This is a genomic window from Synechococcus sp. NOUM97013 (assembly GCF_014279815.1).
In the GTDB taxonomy this organism is placed as follows: domain Bacteria; phylum Cyanobacteriota; class Cyanobacteriia; order PCC-6307; family Cyanobiaceae; genus Synechococcus_C.
Window position 1 is genome coordinate 827,612 of record NZ_CP047941.1, and the last position, 22,534, is coordinate 850,145.

At 61.2% G+C, this 22,534-nt stretch carries 23 protein-coding genes and 1 pseudogene; 4 read left to right on the forward strand and 20 right to left on the reverse strand.

Translation table 11 applies throughout. The features are described 5' to 3' along the window. Positions 1 to 17: 17 nt before the first annotated feature. Positions 18 to 1,664: an alpha/beta hydrolase gene (locus SynNOUM97013_RS04245; RefSeq protein WP_186480908.1), complete on the forward strand. Its 1,647-nt coding sequence runs from the start codon at positions 18 to 20 to the stop codon at positions 1,662 to 1,664. A 346-nt stretch (positions 1,665 to 2,010) separates the two neighbouring features. Here SynNOUM97013_RS04245 and SynNOUM97013_RS04250 read toward each other — a convergent pair whose 3' ends face one another. The 15 genes from SynNOUM97013_RS04250 to SynNOUM97013_RS04320 form a co-directional block, all read right to left on the reverse strand. Then, positions 2,011 to 3,030: an ABC transporter permease gene (locus SynNOUM97013_RS04250; RefSeq protein WP_186480909.1), complete on the reverse strand. Its 1,020-nt coding sequence runs from the start codon at positions 3,028 to 3,030 to the stop codon at positions 2,011 to 2,013. Then, positions 3,030 to 4,577, reverse strand: coding sequence for an ABC transporter substrate-binding protein (locus tag SynNOUM97013_RS04255; protein WP_255442974.1), 1,548 nt, complete (start codon positions 4,575 to 4,577; stop codon positions 3,030 to 3,032). The genes SynNOUM97013_RS04250 and SynNOUM97013_RS04255 overlap by 1 nt, the downstream gene beginning before the upstream one ends. A 102-nt stretch (positions 4,578 to 4,679) precedes the next feature. Beyond that, positions 4,680 to 4,865 carry a hypothetical protein gene (locus tag SynNOUM97013_RS04260; RefSeq protein WP_370586448.1) on the reverse strand — a complete coding sequence of 62 codons (186 nt, stop codon included), beginning with the start codon at positions 4,863 to 4,865 and terminating at the stop codon, positions 4,680 to 4,682. A 197-nt stretch (positions 4,866 to 5,062) separates the two neighbouring features. Further along, complete coding sequence (locus SynNOUM97013_RS04265) at positions 5,063 to 6,379, reverse strand: homoserine dehydrogenase (protein ID WP_186480912.1); 1,317 nt, start codon at positions 6,377 to 6,379, stop codon at positions 5,063 to 5,065. Positions 6,380 to 6,453: 74 nt separating this feature from the next. Continuing rightward, positions 6,454 to 6,900 carry a SufE family protein gene (locus tag SynNOUM97013_RS04270; RefSeq protein WP_186480913.1) on the reverse strand — a complete coding sequence of 149 codons (447 nt, stop codon included), beginning with the start codon at positions 6,898 to 6,900 and terminating at the stop codon, positions 6,454 to 6,456. A 7-nt stretch (positions 6,901 to 6,907) separates the two neighbouring features. Then, the gene (locus tag SynNOUM97013_RS04275; protein WP_255442975.1) at positions 6,908 to 7,375 is read right to left on the reverse strand and encodes a hypothetical protein; all 468 of its coding nucleotides are present in this window, start codon (positions 7,373 to 7,375) and stop codon (positions 6,908 to 6,910) included. Positions 7,376 to 7,451: 76 nt separating this feature from the next. After that, the gene (locus tag SynNOUM97013_RS04280) at positions 7,452 to 8,063 is read right to left on the reverse strand and encodes a 5-formyltetrahydrofolate cyclo-ligase (protein ID WP_255442976.1); all 612 of its coding nucleotides are present in this window, start codon (positions 8,061 to 8,063) and stop codon (positions 7,452 to 7,454) included. Beyond that, complete coding sequence (locus tag SynNOUM97013_RS04285; RefSeq protein WP_186480914.1) at positions 8,060 to 8,836, reverse strand: class I SAM-dependent methyltransferase; 777 nt, start codon at positions 8,834 to 8,836, stop codon at positions 8,060 to 8,062. Before SynNOUM97013_RS04285 ends, SynNOUM97013_RS04280 begins: the two co-directional genes overlap by 4 nt. Before the next feature lie 165 nt (positions 8,837 to 9,001). Next, positions 9,002 to 9,187, reverse strand: coding sequence for a hypothetical protein (locus SynNOUM97013_RS04290; RefSeq protein WP_186480915.1), 186 nt, complete (start codon positions 9,185 to 9,187; stop codon positions 9,002 to 9,004). Between the two features lie 45 nt (positions 9,188 to 9,232). Further along, positions 9,233 to 9,697, reverse strand: coding sequence for a crossover junction endodeoxyribonuclease RuvC (ruvC, locus tag SynNOUM97013_RS04295; protein WP_186480916.1), 465 nt, complete (start codon positions 9,695 to 9,697; stop codon positions 9,233 to 9,235). Between the two features lie 18 nt (positions 9,698 to 9,715). Next, positions 9,716 to 10,804: a magnesium chelatase ATPase subunit I gene (bchI, locus tag SynNOUM97013_RS04300; RefSeq protein WP_186480917.1), complete on the reverse strand. Its 1,089-nt coding sequence runs from the start codon at positions 10,802 to 10,804 to the stop codon at positions 9,716 to 9,718. Continuing rightward, a complete protein-coding gene (locus SynNOUM97013_RS04305; RefSeq protein WP_255442977.1) occupies positions 10,801 to 12,252 on the reverse strand; it encodes a DUF3370 domain-containing protein in 1,452 nt (483 codons plus the stop codon). The genes bchI and SynNOUM97013_RS04305 overlap by 4 nt, the downstream gene beginning before the upstream one ends. After that, the gene (locus SynNOUM97013_RS04310) at positions 12,252 to 13,397 is read right to left on the reverse strand and encodes a serine hydrolase (protein ID WP_186480918.1); all 1,146 of its coding nucleotides are present in this window, start codon (positions 13,395 to 13,397) and stop codon (positions 12,252 to 12,254) included. The genes SynNOUM97013_RS04305 and SynNOUM97013_RS04310 overlap by 1 nt, the downstream gene beginning before the upstream one ends. Before the next feature lie 24 nt (positions 13,398 to 13,421). After that, complete coding sequence (locus tag SynNOUM97013_RS04315) at positions 13,422 to 14,156, reverse strand: RNA methyltransferase (protein WP_186480919.1); 735 nt, start codon at positions 14,154 to 14,156, stop codon at positions 13,422 to 13,424. 7 nt (positions 14,157 to 14,163) lie between these two features. Further along, the gene (locus tag SynNOUM97013_RS04320) at positions 14,164 to 14,571 is read right to left on the reverse strand and encodes a cytochrome c (RefSeq protein WP_255442978.1); all 408 of its coding nucleotides are present in this window, start codon (positions 14,569 to 14,571) and stop codon (positions 14,164 to 14,166) included. A 32-nt stretch (positions 14,572 to 14,603) separates the two neighbouring features. Between SynNOUM97013_RS04320 and petG the strand changes: the two genes are divergently transcribed. After that, positions 14,604 to 14,717 carry a cytochrome b6-f complex subunit V gene (gene petG / locus SynNOUM97013_RS13740; protein WP_006041770.1) on the forward strand — a complete coding sequence of 38 codons (114 nt, stop codon included), beginning with the start codon at positions 14,604 to 14,606 and terminating at the stop codon, positions 14,715 to 14,717. A 13-nt stretch (positions 14,718 to 14,730) separates the two neighbouring features. Here petG and rsmD read toward each other — a convergent pair. From rsmD to SynNOUM97013_RS04345, 5 genes and pseudogenes are all read right to left on the reverse strand, one after another. Next, positions 14,731 to 15,270 (reverse strand): annotated as a pseudogene (gene rsmD, locus SynNOUM97013_RS04325) (16S rRNA (guanine(966)-N(2))-methyltransferase RsmD); the annotation flags it as partial. Further along, entirely contained in the window at positions 15,267 to 15,875 is a 609-nt protein-coding gene (gene hisH / locus SynNOUM97013_RS04330) for an imidazole glycerol phosphate synthase subunit HisH (protein WP_186480922.1), read from the reverse strand. The pseudogene rsmD and the gene hisH, both read right to left, overlap by 4 nt. 83 nt (positions 15,876 to 15,958) lie before the next feature. Then, positions 15,959 to 16,282 carry a thioredoxin gene (gene trxA, locus SynNOUM97013_RS04335; RefSeq protein ID WP_066909933.1) on the reverse strand — a complete coding sequence of 108 codons (324 nt, stop codon included), beginning with the start codon at positions 16,280 to 16,282 and terminating at the stop codon, positions 15,959 to 15,961. Between the two features lie 217 nt (positions 16,283 to 16,499). Next, positions 16,500 to 17,663, reverse strand: coding sequence for a GuaB3 family IMP dehydrogenase-related protein (locus SynNOUM97013_RS04340; RefSeq protein ID WP_186480923.1), 1,164 nt, complete (start codon positions 17,661 to 17,663; stop codon positions 16,500 to 16,502). Positions 17,664 to 17,728: 65 nt separating this feature from the next. Further along, on the reverse strand, positions 17,729 to 18,415 hold the full coding sequence (locus SynNOUM97013_RS04345; RefSeq protein WP_186480924.1) for a CAAD domain-containing protein: 687 nt from the start codon (positions 18,413 to 18,415) through the stop codon (positions 17,729 to 17,731). A 138-nt stretch (positions 18,416 to 18,553) separates the two neighbouring features. Between SynNOUM97013_RS04345 and gyrA the strand changes: the two genes are divergently transcribed. Together gyrA and crtL are read left to right on the forward strand one after the other, a co-directional pair. Further along, positions 18,554 to 21,187 carry a DNA gyrase subunit A gene (gyrA, locus tag SynNOUM97013_RS04350; RefSeq protein WP_186480925.1) on the forward strand — a complete coding sequence of 878 codons (2,634 nt, stop codon included), beginning with the start codon at positions 18,554 to 18,556 and terminating at the stop codon, positions 21,185 to 21,187. 2 nt (positions 21,188 to 21,189) lie between these two features. Then, a complete protein-coding gene (crtL, locus tag SynNOUM97013_RS04355) occupies positions 21,190 to 22,419 on the forward strand; it encodes a lycopene beta cyclase (RefSeq protein WP_186480926.1) in 1,230 nt (409 codons plus the stop codon). Positions 22,420 to 22,534: the final 115 nt, after the last annotated feature.

Genomic DNA, 22,534 nt, shown 5'->3' on the forward strand with positions numbered 1-22,534 from the left:
TGACGCCAATTCCTGCAATGGTGCGGGAAACTGGTGCCACCAGTGAACGGGCTTTGGCCTTGCGAAGACGCTCAACAGGACAACGGATTGCCGTGGGACTGGTGTGCAGTCTGCTGCTCCATGGCCTGTCACCGCGACCTGTTCAGGCGGCACGGGAGCTGGTGGTGCGCCTGGATGGGATGGAACTTCCTTTCACCGTCAATGATCTGGGCGGCTGGGTGCGCAATGAAGGGACGTCGTTTTCAGAGCTGGGAATCTGGCTCAACTTGCTCGAAGAGGAAAGCCGGCAAGGGGTGATTGAACTGCTGCAGGCCCCTCTGATCAACGATCGGAGCATGGCCCGCCAAATGCTGAACAGCTGGGCGGGCCGCCGTCTGTTGGATCAGGTGGGAGATCTTGTGCTGGTGGATGGAGACGTCACGGGGCAGAAAGTTCAGGAAACTCTTGAGGGGCTCCTGAACGAGCGCGAGCAAGTGTCCACAATTGATCTGCTGGAGGCTCTGCCAGCTGAGCGCGTGCATCTTGATCTGGATGCTCTGCTGACCGTGGCCAGAAGTTGGCGGCGTCAGTTGCAGCGTCAGCAGGCCTTGGTCAAAAACCTGCATCAACAGCCCCTTTCGGCCAACAACCGCCAGATCGCCCCCGCCATATCGGAGGCTCTGATCTCGGACCAGGATCTGCGTCGGGTGACGCTTGCGGTGGATCACCGGGACCGCCCGCTGCAGCTGCAGCTGTGGTCACCATCAGCTGTTGGTGGCGATCTCAGGCGCCACTGGCTCGTGCTGATGCCCGGACTCGGTGGCAGCCCTGATCATTTCCGCTGGCTTGGCCGCTCGCTGAGCCGCCGAGGCTGGTCTGTGCTGGTGCTTGAACATCCCGGCAGCGATGCCGTCGCCTTGCAAGCTTTGCTTGAGGGCCGTCTCCCCCCTCCGGGAGCGGAGGTCATTCCCGATCGGCTTCTTGATCTTCAGGCTGTGTTGGCAGCCCGAGAGAACGGCATGTTTGAGCTGCCAGGTGAGCGTTTGGTGTTGGCAGGACACTCGCTTGGAGCGCTCACCGCTCTGTTGGCGGCCGGTGCACGTCCGCAAGAAGGGTTGGCGCGGCGTTGCGGACAAGATCTGGATGACCTACCGGTCAGCAACCTCTCCCGACTGCTGCAATGTCAGATCGAAGACGTGGAGCTCCCGTTCTTTCGTCCTCCTGATCAGTTGGCTGCGGTCGTTGGACTCAACAGTTTCGGGAGCCTGCTTTGGCCTCGTCGCCTTGATCTCAAGGATTCACTGCCCGTGTTCCTTAGTGGTGGCACCCTCGATTTGATCACCCCGCCCTTGACTGAACAGGTGGGTCTGCTTCGGGTGTTGCCCTTTCACCCAGACAGCCGCGCTGTGTTGGTTGAGGGTGCCAGTCATTTCTCCCCCATCCGCGTGGAGGGGCAGAACGGCACCGGTCGCGGTGAGGACGTGTTTCAGCTCGGGGAGGAGTTGGTTGGCGTGCAACCCCTGCAGGTTCAGGCCCAGCTGGAACTTGAGATCAGTCAATTTCTGATGACTCTCGAAAATGATCAGCGCTCAGCTGACATCCCTGGTGGTATCGAACACCTGATGGTGGGTGATCTGCACCTGCATCGGCTCGATCAGACCGGCGCTGTTCGTCTGCTCGATTGAAGCCTGGACACTGTGGCTTGCAGTTGCCGCAATTTCATTTCAAGAATCGGCATCGCCTGCTCATCACGAAGCCTGTAAATACCCAGAGGGCTCAGGCTCGACTCCTGTTCGGACGGGATCTGACGGGGGCCTGGAACTGTTAATCGCTGATAAATCAGGCAGGCCATGCTGAACGCTTCAGGCTCAGAGACGATTGAAGATTGCATCGCATCAACCCCAACGCTCCAATGATGTTGGGTAGACAAGATCGCGCAATCAGAATGCTCTGAACAGCTGATGAGAAACCACTGATTGTGTGCCCACGGATTCAGTGCAGTCGGCTGTTAGGCAGTCGGCTCAAATGGTGTTAGTAGCGAACGCGTGGATCGAGCAGAGCAACCAGTAGATCCACCGCCACGCTGACCAAGACCACCAGCGCGGCTACCACCACCACAATGCCTTGCACCACGGGATAGTCGCGCTGGTTGATGCTTTCTTGGAGTCGTAGTGCGATTCCTGGCCAGGAGAAGGTCACTTCGATGAGCAGCGCACCACCGATCAGGGACGCCACGGTGATCCCCGCAATGGTGAGCACCGGAAGCAAGGCATTGGGCAGGGCATGGCGAAGAACTACCTGGGTTTCGCTGAGGCCGCGGCTGCGTGCAGCCTCCACATAATCCGAGCGAAGACTGCGGTTGAGGTTGAGCCTCAAGGCATTGGTGAACACGCCGCTTAACAGCAGCCCCAGCGTGCAGGCCGGCAGCACCAGGTGACGAATTGCGCCCTGGAGCGCCCTCCAGTTGCCTTGGAGCACGCTGTCGGCAATCAAAAAGCCGCTGCCCTCTGGAGGCATCATTCCTGGCGGGAAACGTCCGCCGACCGGTAACCAACCGAGGACCACTGCGAACAGCAATTGCACCAGCATCGCTGCCCAGAACGGCGGCAGGGCATAGGTGCCGATGCCGTAAAAGCGTCCAGCCAGGTCGATGCTCCCTTCCGATTTGGCAATGGCTGTGAAGCCCACCGCCAGTCCTGCAATGGCCGCTACGAACAAGGCGGTGATGCTCAATTCGAGGCTGGCGGGCAGTGCCCGGCCAATGATCTGGCGTACGGGTTCCTGATTGATCAGTGCTTCGCCAAGGTCTCCATGGAGCAATCCGCCAAGAAAGTCCATGTACTGATGCCAGAGAGGTTGATCAAGGCCAAGCCGTGCTCTAAGCACAGCCTTGGCCGCCTCGGGAGCTCGGCTTCCCAGCACTGCATCCACGGGATCACCCGGTGCAACCCGCAGGAGCAGAAACACCAGCGTGGCAATCAGCCAAAGCATCAAAGGCGCCAATGCCAGTCGGGTGGCCGTGTAGCGCAGCAGTTCACGACTTCGCCCCATCAGCTCGCCTCCTGCAAACGGGCCAGTTTCAGTCGACCGTTGCCATCAAATTCCGGAGTCGCCAGTTCAGGCAGGCTCCAGGCCCTCGGTGTCACCAGCCAAACGGGAATGTAGGCAGCGCCTTCAGCCGCCATGGTTTCCACCTGGTCGAGATCACGCAGACGGGCTGCGCCGCGGCTGCGATCAGAGCGCAGCAAGGTGTCTTCGAGTCCTGGGGCTGTCCAGAAACTGCCGCTGATGGCGGCTTCGCCTCGCTCGCAGATGCTTCCGTTGGCTTCGCTGCAACTCAGCAGCGGGGTGAGATAAGCGGCCGGATCGGGATAGGAGCCCCGCCAATCAAGCATCACGGCCTGAAACGCCCCTTCCCCGAGTTGTCGGTAAACCGTGGTGGATTCCACGCCATCCAGTTTCAGCGCAAGGCAATCGGAGAGGTCCCGTTGGATCTGGGCTTGCCAGGTGAGCGCCATCAACCGATCCGCCGGCACATTGGTCCGATAGGTGAAGGGCAGCGTGAAGACCTTCCCATTGCAGTAGCCAGCCTTGAGGAACAGATTTCGGGCCTGCGCGGCGTCATGACGGGGCCAGGGATCGACGTCGCCACCGGGCAGTCCAGGAGGAACCAGCGAGAGCAAGGGGGGACGCAGTCCGTGGCTGACCCGTTGGCTGATCAGTGGTCTGTCCAGGCTGTAGGCCAGTGCTTGGCGCAGAACGGGATTCTTGAGAGGCCCGCTGTTGCTCAGCAGCGTGATGTAGCCGATCACCAGTGCAGGACCCTCTCCCACGCGCAATCGTCCTTTCTCGGCTAGGCGATTGAGGGCCAGTCGTTGATCTTCATCGATGGAATCGGAGATCAGCACATCCACCTCTCCGCTGCGAATGGCGCCGAACAAAGCCGTTGAGTTGCTCAGATAGATCAGGTTCAGTCCGGGGTTGCTGGGTGCCTGACCCCAGTAGCGATCGAAGGGTTCCAAGCGTTGCTGCACCGCCTGGAAGCTGGCCAGGCGATAAGGGCCCGTGCCCACGAAGTTGTCATTCAGGAATCGATCCTGATAGTCGCGGTAGGCCGTCGGAGAGACCGGGGTGAGATTGGTGGAGGTCAGCAGGTTCTCCAGGGAGCTGGAGGGCCGATTGAGCCGCAGTCTCAGTTCATAGACGCTGGGCGTTTCGACGGCCTTGATCCGATCGCCCACCACATAGCTGAGCGTGCCGATGGCCAGGAAGCGCCGCAGGCTGAAGGCCATCGCCTCTGCATTGAATGGAGTGCCGTCATGGAACAGCACGTCCTCACGCAGGGGAATGGTGACGGTGAGTCCGTCATCGCTGATCTCTGGCAGACCTGCTGCGAGCGAAGGCAGCAGGTCGCCGCCGACCGACCGCGTGTACAGCGTGTCTCCAAGGGCACTGATGACTTGCTGAGCGCCAAATGTGCTCGCCTGTGCGGGATCCAGAGACGTGATTCGTCCAGCACTGGCCACCGTGAAGCGATCGTTCGGGCGACTCGGCTGACAGGCGCTCTGGCTGAGTCCGATCGCGGCGGCAGCGCTCACCTTCAGCAAGGTGCGCAAAAGCTGTGTTAGCGGGACTGAGCGTGGCGGTCGGCGTTGATCGATCACGCTTCAGGTGATTCGGACCACGCCATTCAAAGGCCTTCAGGCTGAATCGGCACTGAGGGGTGGAGTGATCTGCTCAAAAGGAACCTCAAACACTGGAGATCCCTTGGAGGTGAGGGGCCATTGACGCACCCAGCAGCGTTCGTGATCGTCGTCGATGCCGATCACTTGGAACAAACCGGTACTGGTACTCAGACGGATGCAGTCACCTTGATGAAGCCTCATGAAGGATCGGTGGCCCGACTGAAGGCAGCGTTGCCCCTGCAGAACTGAGAGTTCGTTCGACATGAACGGTTTGCAGCATGGATCTGCGAATGCAGACCTCATCTGTGATGGTTCTTACGACTCTGCCTCATGCGAGGGGGTGATCGCCAGTGGTCGGTCTGTTGATGTGTGTCCGATCACGACCCCTGAGGTTTGGATCAGAAGCAGCCGAGGTGGGCGGCCAGGGTTCGCACCTCCGGCAATGCCGCGATGGCCTGGAGGGCATTTTGCATGTCTCCATTGCCCACCTCATGGGTGATGACAACGATTTCTGCGCCTTGGTCGCTGGCGTCGAACTGGACGATGGATTGAATCGAGACGCCTTGCTCGCCAAAGCAGCTGCCGATGCGACCGATCACGCCAGGGGCGTCTTCTGTGTGGAAACGCACATAGTTGCGTTGGCGTATCTTGCTGCCGTCCACGAGATGGCAGGACCGCCAGCTGCTGGCGGCCAGCAGTGGATCGAGGCCGCCATCGCTGCTCTTCAGTTGGCGAATGCCCGCAATATTGAGAATGTCGGCGACCACGGCAGAAGCCGTGGGGCCAGACCCCGCCCCTGGGCCGTAAAACATCACCCGTCCAATGGGGTCACCTTCGACGAGGATCGCGTTGTTGACGCCGTTGACTCCGGCGAGGGGGTGATCCTTGGGGACCAGGGTTGGCTGAACCCGAACGGCCAAGGGCAGAGAGCCTCCTGGCTCCCCGTCGCTTTCCAGGCGTTCTGCAATGGCAAGCAGTTTCACGCCGTAGCCCAGCTGCGTGGCGTAATCCACATCCCGACCCTGGAGGTTGCTGATGCCATGGGTCGGAACACCGCCACGCTCGATGGGGCCACCGAAGGCCAGTCCTGAGAGGATGGCGATTTTGTCGGCAGCGTCGTGACCGTCCACGTCTGCGGCTGGATCAGCCTCGGCATACCCCAGATCCTGGGCTTCCTTGAGAACCGCGTGATAGTCAGCACCCTCATCGGCCATGCGGCTGAGGATGTAATTGGTGGTGCCGTTGATAATGCCGCTCACCCGGTCGATGCGGTTGCTTCCCAGGGACTGCTTCAGCGGCTCAATGATCGGAATACCTCCTCCCACAGCGGCTTCGATCAGCACGTAAACGCCAGCGGCAGCAGCCGCTGCGGCGATCTCTTCGCCGTGACGGGCTATCACGGCTTTGTTGGCCGTTACGACGGATTTTCCAGCGGCAATTGCACGCATGATCAAGGTGCGGGCTGGCTCGATGCCGCCGATCACCTCCACGACCACATCCACGTTGGGGTCGTCCACCACCTCCTCGGGGTTGGTTGTGAGGCACTCTTGGGGAATGGAGACAGGCCGAGGTCGCTGCAGATCACGAACGGCGACGCGCACCAGATCGAGGTCGGCAATCAAGGGATGGCGACCGTCAGGGCTGCTCAGGATGCTTGCAACGCCTGCGCCGACGGTGCCGAGGCCGAGCAGGCCGATGCCGATCCTTGTCGCCATGGGGCGTGTCCGTGAGTTTCGCTGAGCCGTCGACTTTAGGCAGCTGCCGGTCCAGACCTGCCTGTCGCTGCGCTTCAATCCGCTGGTTTCAGGATTCGCGCCTGTTCCTGCATCGTGCGCAGGATGTTGAGGAAGCCGTTGGCTCGCGACGGCGTGAGGCTGGCCTGCAGTCCCGTGGCGGCGATGAAGCCTGGATCTACAGCCATCACCTGATCCGGCGTTAAGTCGGAGAGTCCTTTGATTAACAGCGCCAGAAGGCCCTTAGTGATCAAGGCGTCGGAATCGCCCTGCCAACACATCCGGCCGTCTACCAGGTCGGAGGCAATGAACACCTGAGAAACGCATCCTTTGACCTTGCGGTCGTCTGTCTGCAGTTCCGCTGGCATGGCTGGCAATTTTTTCGCCAGCCAGAGGACGTATTCGTAGCGTTTGCGCGGATCGGCCGTGCCGTTTAGTCGCTCGGCCAGTTGATCCAGGGCCTGGCTGCCGTATTGGGATGTGGAGCTGCCTGGTTCAGCCATGGCTGGATCAGCGTTGCTGCTTGGAGCTGCGCACCCTAACCATCAGGCCAACCATCCCGACCAAGGCTGGTGCTGCGGCCCAGGGAAGGGCCTTGAAAGGGAGAGGGGTGCTCACCACTTCGTCCAGATTCACCCGTCCCTGCTCCAGCGGCAGGGTCAGATAGTCGCGGTGACCTGGCCCTCCATCCACCTGCAGATCCACAAGGCCGTCGGTCAGATCGGGAAGGTTCACTTGCAGGCGACCGGAGGCGTCCATTCGACCGAGCTCTGCGCCTGCGCTGCCGTCGGCTTCGAGCAACCGCACCACTGCGCCCTCCACGGGTTCGCCAGTCGAAAAGCTGCTGTTCAGTTCCAGTTGTCCGTCGAGATAACGCAGGGTGCTTTCCACGCCATGGGCGCTCACGTTCTGCACGTGCCCGAGTCCCATCGCCAAGGCCGTCATGCTCATCAGGGCAAAGCGGAGAGGAGCTGGCATGGCGATGACTGAGCCTGGGTGCCCATCCTGCGGCTCATGGGGGACGGGCGCCAGTCGGATCTGGAGGCAGTCAGCATTAAGTGCTGCGTTTAGTGCTGCATTCACAGCCTTTTTCTGTCACCCAGCCATCGAAAGGTTGGTCCCAGTCATTGAGGGGGAGGGGCTCTTGACTGACACAGGCTTCTGGCACCACCACGAGTGCTGGACGCTGCTTCCAGGTCGCTTGGCAACGCAGGCGGTCGTAGTAGCCGCCTCCGTAGCCCAAGCGGATGCCGTGTTGATCCACCGCGAGAGCCGGCACCAGCAGTAGCGCCAGTTGTTCGGGGCTTAACTCCGGCTCATCGAGGGGCGCCGCGATGCCGCAGCCATCGGGTTTGAGCGGAGCGTCGGTCCAGGGGTGATAACGCAGAGCGCCTTCACCATCCGCTGCTGGGAGGGCCATGGACAGTCCCAGCTTGTGTTGCAGGACGTCGCGCAAAGGACGCAGGTCCGCTTCCCCTGCTAGTGGCCAGTACAGACCCACGAAGCCCTGCAAGCTGCCGCCGCGATGGCGGCAGTGGATTTCCTGTTCAACCTGGTGTCGGATCTGGATCTGCAGGTTGTCCTGCTGCTGGAAACAGCGCCGGCGCTTCGAGCGGTAGTGCTGACGCAGGGATGGTTTGGTCCATTCGGGCGATGGGATGGTCAAGGCGCTAGCCCCCAGCGGCCCATCAGCGGTAGCCGCAGTTGCAGTGTTTCCGACTGCGAAGGCCAGATCTCTCTGAGTTCGCTGGCGAGTGCAGGCAGAAGCGAGCCTTGTTGCTGATGCGACCCCAGCCTTTGCTCGATGCACCGCATGGCGGACCAGGTGCTGATGAAGGACAGCAGCTCGTCCTGGCTCCATTGCACGGTCATCGCGAACCCTTCAGGAATGGCTTGGCTGGGAACGGGAAAGTCGAGATCGGTGTAATGCCGGTCCACATGCACGCGTTGGGGAGGCCAGAAGCTGCGCAGCCGTTGGTGATACAGGTTCTCCAACCAGCTCTGCAGGGCTGCAGGTGCTCCTTCAATGGGCTGATAACCCAGCCAGACCAGCAAGCCTTTTGGCTTCAGCACCCGCAGTGCTTCACGGTTGAAACGATCCACGTCCAGCCAGTGAATGGCCGCGGCGACCAGCACCGCATCCATGCTGCGGTCGTTGAGGTAGGTGCACTCTGCCTCTCCCACGCTGTAGGTCACACCAGGATGCGGTTGAGCCGCATTAATCTGCTCGGGGCTCAGATCCGTGGCCGTCACATGGTCGAAACAGTCAGCCAGGCCGATTGAGGCCTGCCCGTTGCCGCAGGCCGCATCCCAACAGTGCTCCTGGGAAGGAGCATGTTCGGCCATCCATTGAAAAATTGCATCGGGGTAGCGGGGCCGAAATCGGGCGTAGTCCTGCGCGACAGCGTCGAACCAGCCGTTGTTGGGGGTGATGCTCATCGACTCCTGGACCGGATCGATAAGCCCAGCCGATGGCCAAGGACGCTTTCACTCATATCGCTTGCTGGTCAATGCAGTCGTTGCATATCTTCTCCCCAAGAGAACTGCGTCGAGCCTTCGTCCTGCGAGGGCTCTTTTTTTTTGGTTTTCAAGGCGGGGCTGGAATCAGCTGTCCAGAAAGTTGCATTCCAGAAGCGCTGCGGTCAGGAGCGTCTTCATCTCCTGAAGATCGTCCTGTTCGGCGGGGTCACCCCCCGGCCAGCGTTCAAGCTCGTGGCTCACAGCGTTCACAAGCAGTCGCAGGCCTGCTGCATTGAGCGTGAGATCAACGGTGCTTTCAGTTCGGTCCATCACAGCACCGGATTTCAGTGGGACCATTCTGATGCCAGACCCCAGTCAACGCTGGAACCAACCCGTGAGGGCCACGGCAAGGGCATCGGCGGCGTCATCGGGTCGCGGCGGAGACTCCAAGGTGAGTTCACGCATCACTGCTTCCAGAACTTCGTCTTTGTCGGCATGGCCATGGCCTGTGAGCGCTTGCTTGATCTGCATCGGAGGGAATTCGACCACCGGTAGTCCAAACCGGCTCAGGGTCATGATCACGACCCCACGGGCCTGTACCACCGCGATGGTGTTGCTCGAGCGATAAAAAAAGAATTTCTCGACCGCCGCAAGTTCCGGCCGCCACACCCGGATGAGCTGACGGAGATCCCTGGCGATCTCCACCATGCGTTCACCTTCCGTTCGACCGGGATCCGTGCGGATGATCCCGCAGTCGAGCATGGTCTGCTCACCCCCACTGGTGTCGATGACCCCGTAGCCCACGCGGGCGAGCCCGGGGTCGATGCCGAGGATGCGCACAGGCGTGGCCTCCCGTGCTTAAGCGGCCAAAGCCAGCTCGAACTCAGCCCGATCACTACTTTCGCTGCGTTCAAACACCTTGCAGAACACCTTGACCACGCGATCGCCTGAATCGATCTGCTCCAGGGGATCTTTACGCAGGCGGTGCCGAAGGCAACATGACGCCACCCGGGCAACATCCTCTTCAGTCACTTCGGTGCGACCTTCAAACGCCGCCAGGGCGCGCGCGGCCCGGTTGGTAACGATGTCACCACGGAGCCCATCCACATCCAGTTCGCCACACACCGCTGAGATGCGCAGACGCAGATCGTCATCGATCTGAACCTGGTCAAGACGTTGCTGAGCCTCCACCACGCGTTGCTGCAGGGCTTGCTGGCCAGCTTCAACAGCTGTGCTGAATTGATCTGGATCCGTGTCGAACGCTGTGCGCTGATCCACCACCTGCACGCGCAGTTCGGGGTCACGCACGGTGCGCACCTCCACACTCATGCCGAAGCGGTCGAGCAGCTGAGGACGCAGTTCACCTTCCTCGGGGTTGCCGGAACCGATCAGCACAAAACGGGCGGGGTGGCGCACCGAGACGCCCTCCCGTTCCACGGTGTTCCAGCCGGACGCGGCTGAATCGAGCAGAACGTCCACTAGGTGGTCGTCCAGCAGATTCACCTCGTCCACATAGAGCAAACCCCGGTTGGCTTTGGCCAGCAAGCCCGGTTCAAAGGCACGAACGCCATCACTGAGCGCCTTCTCGATGTCAATGGTTCCGCACAGTCGATCTTCCGTGGCCCCCAGAGGGAGGTCGACCATCGGCACCTGGCGTTCTTCGGTCCCGAGGGTTTCGCCGTGCTCGAGACGCTGAACCACGTCACTGCTCTGCAGATCCGGATCCGTGGGCGAGCTGTTGTAGGGGTCACCCGCCACCACTTCAATCCCGGGCAGCAGATCTGCCAGAGCCCTGATGGTGGTTGATTTGCCTGTGCCCCGATCGCCCATGATCATCACCCCACCGATGCGGGGATCAATCACGTTTAGCAGGAGGGCAAGCTTCATCTCCTCCTGCCCGATCACAGCGGTGAAGGGGAAGACTCTGCGCTTGCGCGTTGAACTCACGGACGATCGTCTTGTGCTGGTGAGGATTGTTTCACAGGTCGGAGGCTCAGCACCTGTGGTGGTGTGGCATCCGCTGGGTAGATCAGTCGCACGCGCACGCGCCGACTCTCGCCCGGGCCAAGCGACACCTGACCAAGCTCCGGGCCTTGCTGTCCCCGTCGCAGCACCAGGTGAAAACGCCGGGGGCCACTGCGTTGCCCGTCATTCCCGTCCAGCCCCGTCACTTCGATCGGCCCGCGGAACATCACCGGCCCGCCTTCGCTGCGGCTGAAGGCGAGTTGTTGGTTCGTGCTTTGGTTTTTATCGGGCGATTCCAGGGCGATCGCTACGGTCCGCGTCTCAGCGCTGGCATTGCGCAGGGGCAGTGTGAGGTCGTACTCCACGCCGTAGTTGCCGTGCGCTGCCCAGGCGGTGCCTGGGTCGAAGGCCTCGAGCTCCGCTGTCTGAATCTGTCCGGTTTGAAGATCGCCATTGATGAGGCTGCTGATCGGCCAGGAGATCGTGTTTTCGCTCAGGTCGAGATAACTGGATCCGGGGTCAGTCAGCTGTGCTTGCCAGGTGCTGCCGATCTGGACGCCACTGACGCGGGAATAAATGATGCGCCCCCTGGCACCGCGGGGCGTCGGTTCGTGTTCTTTCGGACTCTGTACGCCAGCATTCAGCAGCTTCTGCCAGTCGGCAGCGCTGGGTGCCTGACGGTTGTCGCCGAAGGCGGCGAGTGTGGCCATGTGCACGGGCCCTGAGCTGTGCAGCCTCATCTGCAGATTGCGACCGTTCAGCAGCGGGTCCAGGCCGGCCACAGGAATGGGGAGCATCACCAGAGTCGTTGCTGTCCCCGGCTGGATGGTCCATTGCCGGGGGAGTTCGGTTGCCGAGTCTCCACGCAGCAGATCGCCAGCCACGCGGCTGCCAGGACCTGAAGAAATGGGAGTTCCGCTTTCCGCCATCAAGGCAGGCAGCGGCAGAAAGGGCGATGCGGTTTGCTCCTTGCTGACCGCCTGGGAGAGCGCGGTGCTTCCGCCCAGCAGGTCCAGCGTGACGGCCTGATCGGTGGCTGGTTGAGCGATCACAGCAAGCCAGAGCGTCGAGTCGAGGCGGTCAGGTGTTCCGGCGTAGACGTGATGGCTGAACAGGTCGAAACGCCCGTTCAAGGCCAGATCAAGCCCAGGGCTTTGCGGGAATGTGGAGACCAGAATTCCCTCACCGCTGATCAGTTCAGGGTTGTTGTCGTTCAGGACCAGCACCGGATCCAGACTGCCGGGCAGGCTGCGCACTTCCTGGCGTCGGATCTGCGGACCGTCGTCAGCAGCTTTGCCTTCGCCAGCCGCTTGGCTGGTGGATGTCTGATCTTGCGCCCATGCCATCGGCGGAGTGATGGACTGGCTGGCTGCGGAAGCCGCCATCGCCGCCAGCGTGACCAGCATCGGAATCCGGGAGAAGCGTTTCATCACTGGTTGGTGCTGGGTTGGGACACGGCAGGGCTCACGGCTGGTTTGGGTTTGAGCACCGGGGCCATCGCTGCTGTGAGCTTGCGGATCATTTCCGTTGAGCGTGGGTCGTTGAAAGGACCTTTCACTAGGAAGGCGGCGACGGCGCGATTGCCATCGGGCAGTTCGATCAACCCGGCATCGGCATAGGCGATCCCGATGTCACCGGTTTTGTTCAAGACCCGATAGCCCTTGATCATCAGGCTCTGATCCGGCTTTCCCTGCTGACCGCCGAGCCCTCGCATCAGCCCACGGGGGATGAGGGTGTTGGTGATGGAGGTGCCCATCACCTGACGGAACAGATCGCGGCTGCGGATCGACAGAGCTTCGCCGGTGTCGACCAGAGCGATGGCGTGGGCGAGGTCTCTGGCGCTGGTTGTGTTGGTTCCCCCAAGGTCCGGGAGCCAGTTGTTCACGGCGGTGGCGCTCAGCCCAAGGGCGTTGAAGCGAAGATTGAGTGCTTCCTTGCCGCCGAGACGATCGATCAGCAGGTTGGTGGCTGTGTTGTCGCTGACACGGATCATCTCCGTGGCGACTTCATGCGTGGGGAAGCGGGTGCCGATGGGCTTCGAAGCCATCCAGCCGGCTCCTCCTCCCACCACGGTTTTGGTGAGGGTGAGGGGCTCATTCCAGCGCAAGCGCCCGGCATCCAGCTCCTCCAGCGTCACCAAAAGAATCGGCGTCTTGATTGAACTCGCCGCCGGTAGCGCGGTGTCGGGTTCGAGCTGGGCGTAGCGACCGTCATCCAGCACGAGCATGAAAGCGCTCACCTTCAGATCCGCTTGGGTCGCGGCCAGTTCTTTCCAACGTTGACTCAGGGCAGTGAGTTCATTGCGCGTTTCAAAACGACCAAGGTTGTCGTTGCGGCTGGAGAGCGGGGCACTACTGCCCGTTGCCGTCACCGCCTCCTCGTCCTGCGGCGCGATGTCCGTTGACACCAGCCAGCTGGGAATCGGCCAGTCACCCCGCTGGGCTCCCGTGCCAGCAAGCTTCAAGGCAGACCCAGTGATCACTCCCAGGCCGACGCCCATCAGCACAAGGCGTAGCAACAGACGCAGCGGTCGTCCCCAGCCTGGGGTCTGGCGACTGGATCGACTTGTGGCCAAGGAGCGGTGTGTGAAAGCCAGAGATTACGGGCGGTTGCTACGAATCGCCCAACGAAGTTGACGCACCATGCCGCGCAGTAGTGCCACTTCCTCCGGGCGAGCCAAGGCCCTTTGCAGCAGTGCTCTCACCTTGGCCATTCGTGCCTTGGCTGTGTGTTCCAGCAGAAAACCCGCCTCAAGCAACAGATCCTCTGCATCGCTGAGGCAGGCATCCAGCTGAGGAGGCAGTGCGGCTTCTACCGCCTGAAGCGGCTCTGGGGGACCTGGATCGGGTTGCCTGCGGGTGCGTTCCAGCTCGTGCAGAAGCACAGCCACCGCGTGGGACAAATTCAGGGATGGGTAGGCATCGCTCGAGTGCAGTCGCACCACGCGCTGACTCAGCAGCAGCTCTTCGTTGCTGAGTCCACGGTCTTCTCGGCCGAACACCAAGGCAACGCGGGCGTTGGTCTCGAGCCCCTGATGAACCCAGGGCATGGCCTGTTCCGGTGCCTGCAGTGGGATCTCTCCGTGGTCCAGGCGTCCGCAACTGGCCACAACCCGCTGGCAATCGGACAGGGCATCAATCAGTGATGGAGAGTGCCGTGCGTTCTGCAGAACGTTCTGGCCATGCACGGCCATGCGCAGGGCCTCTGGATCCTTGGGGTCGCAGCGGGGGTTGACCAGTCGCAGCTCATCCACTCCAAAATTGGCGCAGAGCCGGGCGACGCTGCCCACGTTGAGCGGTCCGGCAGGCTCCACCAGCACGACAACGAGCGTCAAAGGGCAATCAGTCGAAGGTGTGCAGATAGCTCAGCAGGTCAGCCATCCCTTCCGGTTCGATTTCGAAACGGGGCATGGGTGGTGTTTCTCCGCTCACGATCTGGTGAATCACAGCGCGATCGGACCGGCGTGTGCTGAGGCCCTGAAGGCTTGGACCCACCAACCCCTGGGCGGCAATGCCATGGCAGCCGGCACAGTTGATCCTGAAAATCTGTCCACCATGTTGGATGTCACCCGTTATGGCCAATGTGGCTTTGCTGTAGGGGTCGAGTCGGGTTCCCGCGTAGAGCCAACCCACCAGCACCAGCGCGGTGATCACAGCGACGGCAACCAGCGCCGGCACCAACCCACGCTTGCGCTCAGAAGCAGCAGTTGATGACGTTGAGGTCACAGATGCGTCGCATGCATGGAACAATTGTGGTCAATCCTTCCATTCGGCGCGACGCCATGATCGAACCCCTGCTCTGCGGAATCGTTTTGGGCTTGATCCCCGTTACGCTTCTGGGACTGTTCGTGGCTGCTTGGAATCAGTACCGCCGGGGGAGTGCTCTGGGGGGCTGAGGATCAGCAGGCTGCTGTTTCCGTAACGCCGACGATCCCTTTCAATCCAGGGAGCCGGAGCTTCAAGTCGAAACTTGCTTGCGTGTTCGCATATCACAAAACCCTCGGACTGCACCCATCCGCCATGGTGCAGCAGTCCGAGGGTTTTGTTGTAGATCTCCGCTGCATAGGGCGGATCGAAGTACACGATTGAGAAGGCGGGTTCACTGGCAGGACGTCCGCTCTTCAGCCAGCTGAGCAGATCCCTGCGAATCACGCTTACCTGAGCGCTCTCAGTGTCAGCTGAGGCCACGAGCTCGAGATTTTCCCGGCAGATCGTTGCCGTGCGCGGGTTGTTTTCGACCGCGACCACCCGTTCCGCTCCATGCTGCAGCGCTTCGCATCCCATCACGCCACTGCCGCTGCAGAGGTCAAGCCAGCGGCACCCCTGCAATTCCGCCTGAAACATGTTCATCAATGCTTCTCGGACGCGAGATGTAGTCGGTCTCGTGCTCTGACCGGCAGGGCTGCGCAATCGACGTCCTCCGATCAATCGCAGTTGCCCGCTGCTCACGTGGGATCAGACGCACCGTTCTGAAGCCATTGCAGCCAGCGCGTCAGCAGTTGTGATCCGGCAATGGATGACTTTTCAGGATGAAATTGACAGGCTCCTGTGCGTCCTTTCCAGACCAACGCGGTGGCGGTGCCGTGGCCGAAGGAGACGGTGGCAGCAAGATCGCTTTCTGAGGCAGGGGCCGCGGCAAAGGAGTGCACGAAATAGACCCAAGGTTCTTCGGCGTCATCCGGCAGCAGCGGGCAGGCATTGTGCCGTTTCAGCTGCCCCCAACCCATGTGGGGGATCCGCTCTCCTTGGCCGCTGGGCAGTTTGCGGACGCCACCCTTCAGCAAGCCAAGACCATCCTCATGGCCCTCATCACTGCGCTCAAACAACAGTTGAAGACCTAGGCAGATGCCGAGCAGGGGACGCGCTTCGTCATGCCACTGCTGCAGGGGAGCTACCAAGCCTGAGGCATGAAGTCTGTGCATGGCTGGATCAAAGGCACCGACGCCTGGAAGCACCAGGGCATCACAGGATTCCAGATCCTGCGGATGCTGAACCGCAATCAACGGTTGCCCCAACCGTTCGAAGCAGGTCTGGACGGAATGAAGGTTGCCCATGCCGTAATCGATCAGACCGATCCTCTGGATCGGTCTCGTGTCGGCTGGGGATGAAGTGTCTGCAGTCGAGGTCAGTGTTGGCCTCAGAGATATTTCGCAATCGTGCCAGACAGCGTTGCCTTGGGAACAGCACCGACAACGGTGTCGACCTTCTGGCCGCCCTTGAAGACCATCAGGGTGGGGATGCTGCGGATGCCGAACTGACTGGCCACGTTGGGATTCTCATCCGTGTTCAACTTGAACACTTTGATCTTGCCCTCGAATTCCTTGGCGATCTCATCAACAATGGGAGCCACCATGCGGCAGGGGCCGCACCAAGGTGCCCAGAAATCAACCAGCACGGGAACGTCACTCTGAAGCACGTCCTGTTCGAAGGAGGCGTCGGTAACAGCAGCAGCGCTGGACATTAAGGATGTGTCGAGATGGGCGAAATTTAGCAACCGAATCCGGGGTTGCCTTTCGATTTCGACCTCTCTGCGCCTGAACTGTGATGGACGGCGTAAAACTGAAAGCCCGAACGCGTCGGGCCGGGGGGTGTGAGGAGTGTGTGGGCCGGAGCCCGCACACGATCAACTTTACCTGTGTCTCACTTGGTGGAACGGGTCTCGGGCTGCGACTTTGTGACTACTTGCCCATGCCTAGTTGCTGGGCTTTTTGATACACCTTGCCTTCGGTGAGTAGTGATGGGGCCACCACCACGTCCACCTGCTGCATTTCCTTAATCGTGCGGGCACCCAGCGTGCCCATGGATGTTTTCAAGCAGCCCAGCAGGTTGTGGGTGCCGTCATCCAGCTTGGCCGGCCCACGCAGGATTCTTTCCAGGGTCCCTGTGCTGCCGACGTTGATGCGCGTGCCGCGGGGAAGCACAGGGCTGGGTGTGGCCATGCCCCAGTGGAAGCCGCGGCCTGGCGCTTCTTCCGCCCGCGCGATCGGCGAGCCGATCATCACGGCATCGGCGCCACAGGCAATGCATTTACAGATGTCGCCACCGGTCACGATGCCGCCATCGGCCACGATCGGCACATAGCGACCCGTTTCCTTTTGGAAGTCATCCCGGGCTGCGGCGCAGTCCGCGACCGCTGTTGCCTGAGGAATGCCGACGCCAAGCACGCCGCGGGAGGTGCAGGCGGCGCCAGGGCCAATGCCCACCATCACGCCGGCAGCACCAGCACGCATCAGCTGTAGCGCCACGTCGTAGGTGACGCAGTTGCCGATCACCACGGGAACACCCATGTCACGGCACAGCGCCTCGAGATCAAGGGTTTCCTGTCCTTCGGGGCCAATGTGGTTGGTGGAGACCACTGTGGCCTGAACAAAGAACAGGTCGGCACCGGCTTCCGCGATGGCTTTGCCAAAGCGCATGGCCGCCACAGGGGTGCCGCTCACCGCTGCGATGCCTCCCTGGGCCTTGACGTCCTGGATGCGCTTGCGGATCAACGCTTCCTGGACAGGCTGGCTGTAGATCTCCTGCATCAGAGGCACGAACTCGTCCTTGCCCACAGCGGCGATGCGGTCAAGAACGGTGTTCGGATCTTCGTAACGGGTCTGTACGCCTTCGAGGTTGATCACGCCGAGAGCGCCCAGCTGAGACAGCTTCACGGCCATGCCAACGTCCACAACGCCATCCATGGCGCTGGCGATGATCGGAATCTCGCGGTTGATTCCCCCGAGGCTCCAGCTGGTGTCGGTCACTTCCGGATCAACGGTCCGGCCGCCGGGCACCAAGGCGATTTCGTCGATGCCGTAGGCCCGACGTACAACCTTTGAGCGTCCGAGCTGAATGTCCACCGCAGGATTTAACAGAGTTTGATCAAACTACCAATCGGTGCTTCCTGCTCTGCCCGGTCGAGGCCCTATCCCTTGCCGCCTCCGCGGATGCTGTTCCAGATGTCCTGAAGGTTGCGGGAGACCTTCTTGCGCTCATCGCTTTTCACCAGTCGCGTCGCGGCATACCAGGCGGAATAAATTGCTCCGACCAGCTGGAACATGCGCGGTGCGAGGGGCACGGTGGCAATGGCATCGAGGATGCCCCCATAGATCCTCAGGGTGAGGATCAGCCCGATCAGAACGCCAACCAGAACCAGGGGCTGGCGCAGGCTCTGCCACCACTCCACAAGGTTGTTGGCTTCCCAGAAGTCTTTGATCCGTCCCGAAAGCATCTCCCATTCGCCGCCGCTCTCGTCGCTGGCTCCACTCGGCGCCTGCGCCGGCACTTGGACGCGTTCTGCGATCGAAGGGGTTGGCGGGCTGGGCTGAGCCGCTGGGGCTGATGCCTGCGCAGCTGGTGCCGGCTTGCTTGTCGACGGGGCTGGAGGCTCTGCCTTTGGCTGGTTCTCTGGGGTCGCAGCCGCTTCGCTCGCGCTGGCGTCTGATGCCGTGGGTTCGTTTGGGGTGATTTCTTTCTCAGAGGTGGCGATCACCGCGTCCGTTTCCGTGTTGACCGCTGCCTTGGAAGTTGCGCTGACCGCGCCTGCTTCAGCTGCGTCGCTGCTGATGGTGTCCTCGGTGCCCTTGATTTCCGGGGAGTTGTCGGACGACATCGTCTTCAGATCACACAGCGACGCCAAAGCGTAAGGGCAGGATCCGGAATCGAACTGTGTCGACAGCAAAAGGAGACGTGAAGACTGTTCTCAGGTGGCCCATCCGCGATAAACTGAAAAGCGGTATTTAGGTCTTGTATGGCGGATCCAATGGGGCCCGGCGGCGGCGGTCCCGGAGATTCGGACGATCGGATCATCCAGACGGATCTGCGCAACGAGATGTCGCGCTCGTACCTCGAGTACGCGATGAGCGTGATCGTGGGTCGGGCCCTGCCCGATGCCAGGGATGGCCTCAAGCCGGTGCACCGTCGCATCCTGTACGCGATGTACGAACTGGGTTTAACCAGCGATCGTCCGTACCGGAAATGCGCCCGTGTGGTCGGTGAAGTGCTGGGTAAGTACCACCCCCACGGCGACACCGCTGTCTACGACGCTCTGGTGCGCATGGCGCAGAGCTTCTCTATGTCGATGCCCCTCATCGATGGGCACGGAAACTTTGGCTCGGTGGATAATGACCCACCTGCTGCCATGCGATACACCGAATCGCGGCTGCAAGCGCTCACTACCGACAGCCTCCTTGAAGACATCGAGGCCGAGACCGTCGACTTCATCGACAACTTCGATGGATCGCAGCAGGAACCGACGGTGCTGCCGTCACGGATTCCTCAGCTGCTGCTCAATGGATCTGCCGGCATTGCTGTCGGCATGGCGACCAACATTCCGCCTCACAACCTCGGTGAGCTGATCGCCGGACTGTTGGCTCTGATCGAAAATCCCGAGCTCGACGATCAGGAGCTGATGACCCTGATTCCTGGTCCTGACTTCCCCACCGGCGGTCAGATCCTCGGTCGCACCGGGATCCGCGAGACCTACCTCAGTGGTCGCGGCTCCGTGACCATGCGTGGTGTCGCAGAGATCGAAACCATTGAGGCGACGGGCCGTCCTGACCGGGACGCCGTGATCATCACCGCGTTGCCGTACCAGACCAATAAGGCGGCGATGATCGAGCGCATCGCCGAAATGGTCAACGACAAGAAGCTCGAGGGCATCTCCGACATCCGCGATGAGAGTGATCGCGACGGCATGCGCATCGTGGTGGAGCTGCGCCGCGATGCCTACCCGCAGGTGGTGCTCAACAACCTCTACAAACTCACGCCCCTGCAGAGCAACTTCAGTGCCCACATGCTGGCGCTGGTGAACGGTGAGCCGATCCTGCTCACCCTGCGCAAGATGCTCGAGGTGTTCCTCGACTTCAGAGTCGAAACCATTGAGCGACGCACGCGCTACCTGCTGCGCAAGGCCGAGGAGCGTGATCACATCCTTCTCGGTTTGTTGCTGGCCCTTGATCAGCTGGATCCGATCATTGCGCTGATCCGTGCGGCATCCGACACGGCGACGGCAAAACAGCAGCTGCAAGACCGCCACGGACTCACGGACATTCAGGCGGACGCCATCCTGCAGATGCAGTTGCGGCGTCTCACTGCTCTCGAAGCCGACAAGATTCGCCTCGAGCATGAGGATCTTGTCTCCAAGATCGCCGACTACAAAGACATCCTTGGCAGGCGTGAGCGTGTGTTCGGCTTGATTCAAGACGAACTTGCTCAGCTCAGGGATCGCCATGCCGTGCCGAGGCGCACGGAAATCCTCGACCTCGGTGGTGGGCTGGAAGACATTGATCTGATCGCGAACGAGCGTTCCGTCGTTCTGGTCACCGAAACCGGTTACCTGAAGCGGATGCCGGTGAGTGAATTTGAAGCCACCAGCCGAGGCACGCGTGGCAAGGCCGGAACGCGCAGCCAGGGCGAAGACGCGGTCAAGCTGTTCATTGGCTGCAACGATCACGACACTCTGCTGCTGTTCAGCGACCGGGGTGTGTCTTATGCCCTGCCGGCTTATCGGGTTCCCCAGTGCAGCCGAGCCGCAAAGGGCACGCCCGTGGTGCAGCTCCTTCCCATCCCCAGAGAGGAGGCGATCACATCCCTGTTGGCTGTGTCTGAGTTCAACGACGACACCGATCTGCTGATGCTCACCAGCGGTGGCTTCATCAAGCGCACGCGCTTGTCGGCTTTCAGCAACATCCGCTCCAACGGTCTCATTGCGATCAACCTTGAGGACGGAGACGCACTCACCTGGGTGAGGCTGGCGGTTCCTGGCGACAGCGTGCTGATCGGGTCTAAGGCTGGAATGACCATCCATTTCCGCCTCAGTGACGATGAACTTAGGCCGCTCGGACGCACCGCCCGTGGCGTGCGCTCGATGAATCTCCGTGATGGCGATGCGCTGGTGAGCATGGACGTCTTGCCCGTTGAACTGGCGGATCAGGTGGCCGCCAGCAACGATGACGATGACGATGCCGCCAGTGAAGGTCCCTGGGTGCTGGTGGCCTCGGCCGCTGGTCTGGGCAAACGGGTCCCTGTGACGCAGTTCCGCCTTCAAAAACGTGCTGGTATGGGCCTGCGGGCGATGAAGTTCCGCACGGATGCCGATGAATTGGTGGGCCTGCGGGTGCTTGGTGCCGGCGAAGAGCTGTTGTTGGTGAGCGAGAAGGGAGTGATTGTGCGCACCAGTGCCGATGCCATCCCTCAGCAGTCCCGTGCAGCCACCGGCGTGCGTCTGCAAAAGCTCGACAAAGGCGATCGCTTGCTCAAGGTGGTGCTCGTGCCACCGCAGGCAGAAGGCGACGATGCCGATGCAGACGATGGCGTTGATGTGGACGCTGATGCTGATGCTGTTGCCGCACCGGAGACGAACGCTGATGCACAGGACAGCTGACCTTGGATGAGCCGGTTGATGTGCTGGTGCTGGGGGGCGGTCCTGCTGCCCTCTGCATTGCTTCGGAATTGAACCAACGGGGGGTGGCTGTTGCCGGCATCGCCCCGGAACCGGTCGACGATCCCTGGCCGAACACCTACGGCATCTGGGCCGATGAACTCAAAGCGGTGGGGCTTGAGCAACTGCTGGAGCACCGCTGGATCGATACCGTCAGTTATTTCGGCGAAGGCGGCTCAACGGCTCAGGACCAGAGCCATGCCCATGGGATCGACTACGGCTTGTTCGATCGGGCGGCATTGCAGCGCTACTGGCTGGAGCGGGCTGATGGTGTGGTCTGGCGTCAAGACACGGCCGAACGGGTGGAGGTGCGACGTGCAATCACCCATGTCAGTTGCGGGTCGGGAACGACGTTGCAGGCGCGCTTGGTGATCGATGCCTCGGGCTCGCGCACGCCCCACATTCGCCGCCCGGATCAGGGGCCGGTGGCGGGCCAGGCGGCTTACGGCGTGGTGGGACGCTTCTCCAAGCCTCCGATCGAGGCGGGTCGGTTTGTGCTGATGGACTACCGCTGCGATCACCTCAGTGACGAGCAGCACCACGAACCGCCGACGTTTTTGTATGCGATGGATCTCGGCAATGGCGTGTTCTTCGTGGAAGAAACTTCCCTCGCCTTGGCCCCCGGGGTTCCCTACGACGTTCTCAAGCAACGGCTGCAGCAGCGCTTGGATCAACGCGGTGTGCAGATCACCGAGGTGATCCATGAGGAGTTCTGCCTCTTTCCGATGAACCTGCCGCTGCCGGATCGCCGTCAGCCTGTGTTGGCCTTCGGTGGTGCGGCAAGCATGGTGCATCCCGCCTCGGGCTACATGGTGGGATCGCTGTTGCGACGGGGGCCCGGCTTGGCTCAGGCACTGGCCGAGGCTCTTACGAATCCTGCCTTGGGTTCAGCGGCCTTGGCACAACGGGGTTGGCAGGCGCTCTGGCCCATCGAGCTGGTGCTTCGTCATCAGCTCTACCAATTTGGACTGGGGCGGTTGATGGGTTTCAACGAAGCGCTTTTGCGCACCCATTTCGCCACCTTCTTCTCCCTGCCGAGAGAGGAATGGTTTGGCTTCCTGACGAACACCTTGCCTTTGCCGCGCTTGATGGGCGTGATGCTGCGCCTGTTTGCGTTGTCTCCCTGGGAGTTGCGCAGAGGTTTGGTGTTGGGAATGCCGGCAACGAAGCTATAACTGTTGAATCGCTTCAAGTGGCCCATTGAACTGTCTAGTCGTTGAAGTCATTTGCAGGTCTGTGTTGGTTGAAGTCGGCACTAGTTGACAATGTTGTGAAAAGCGGTTTTCACTT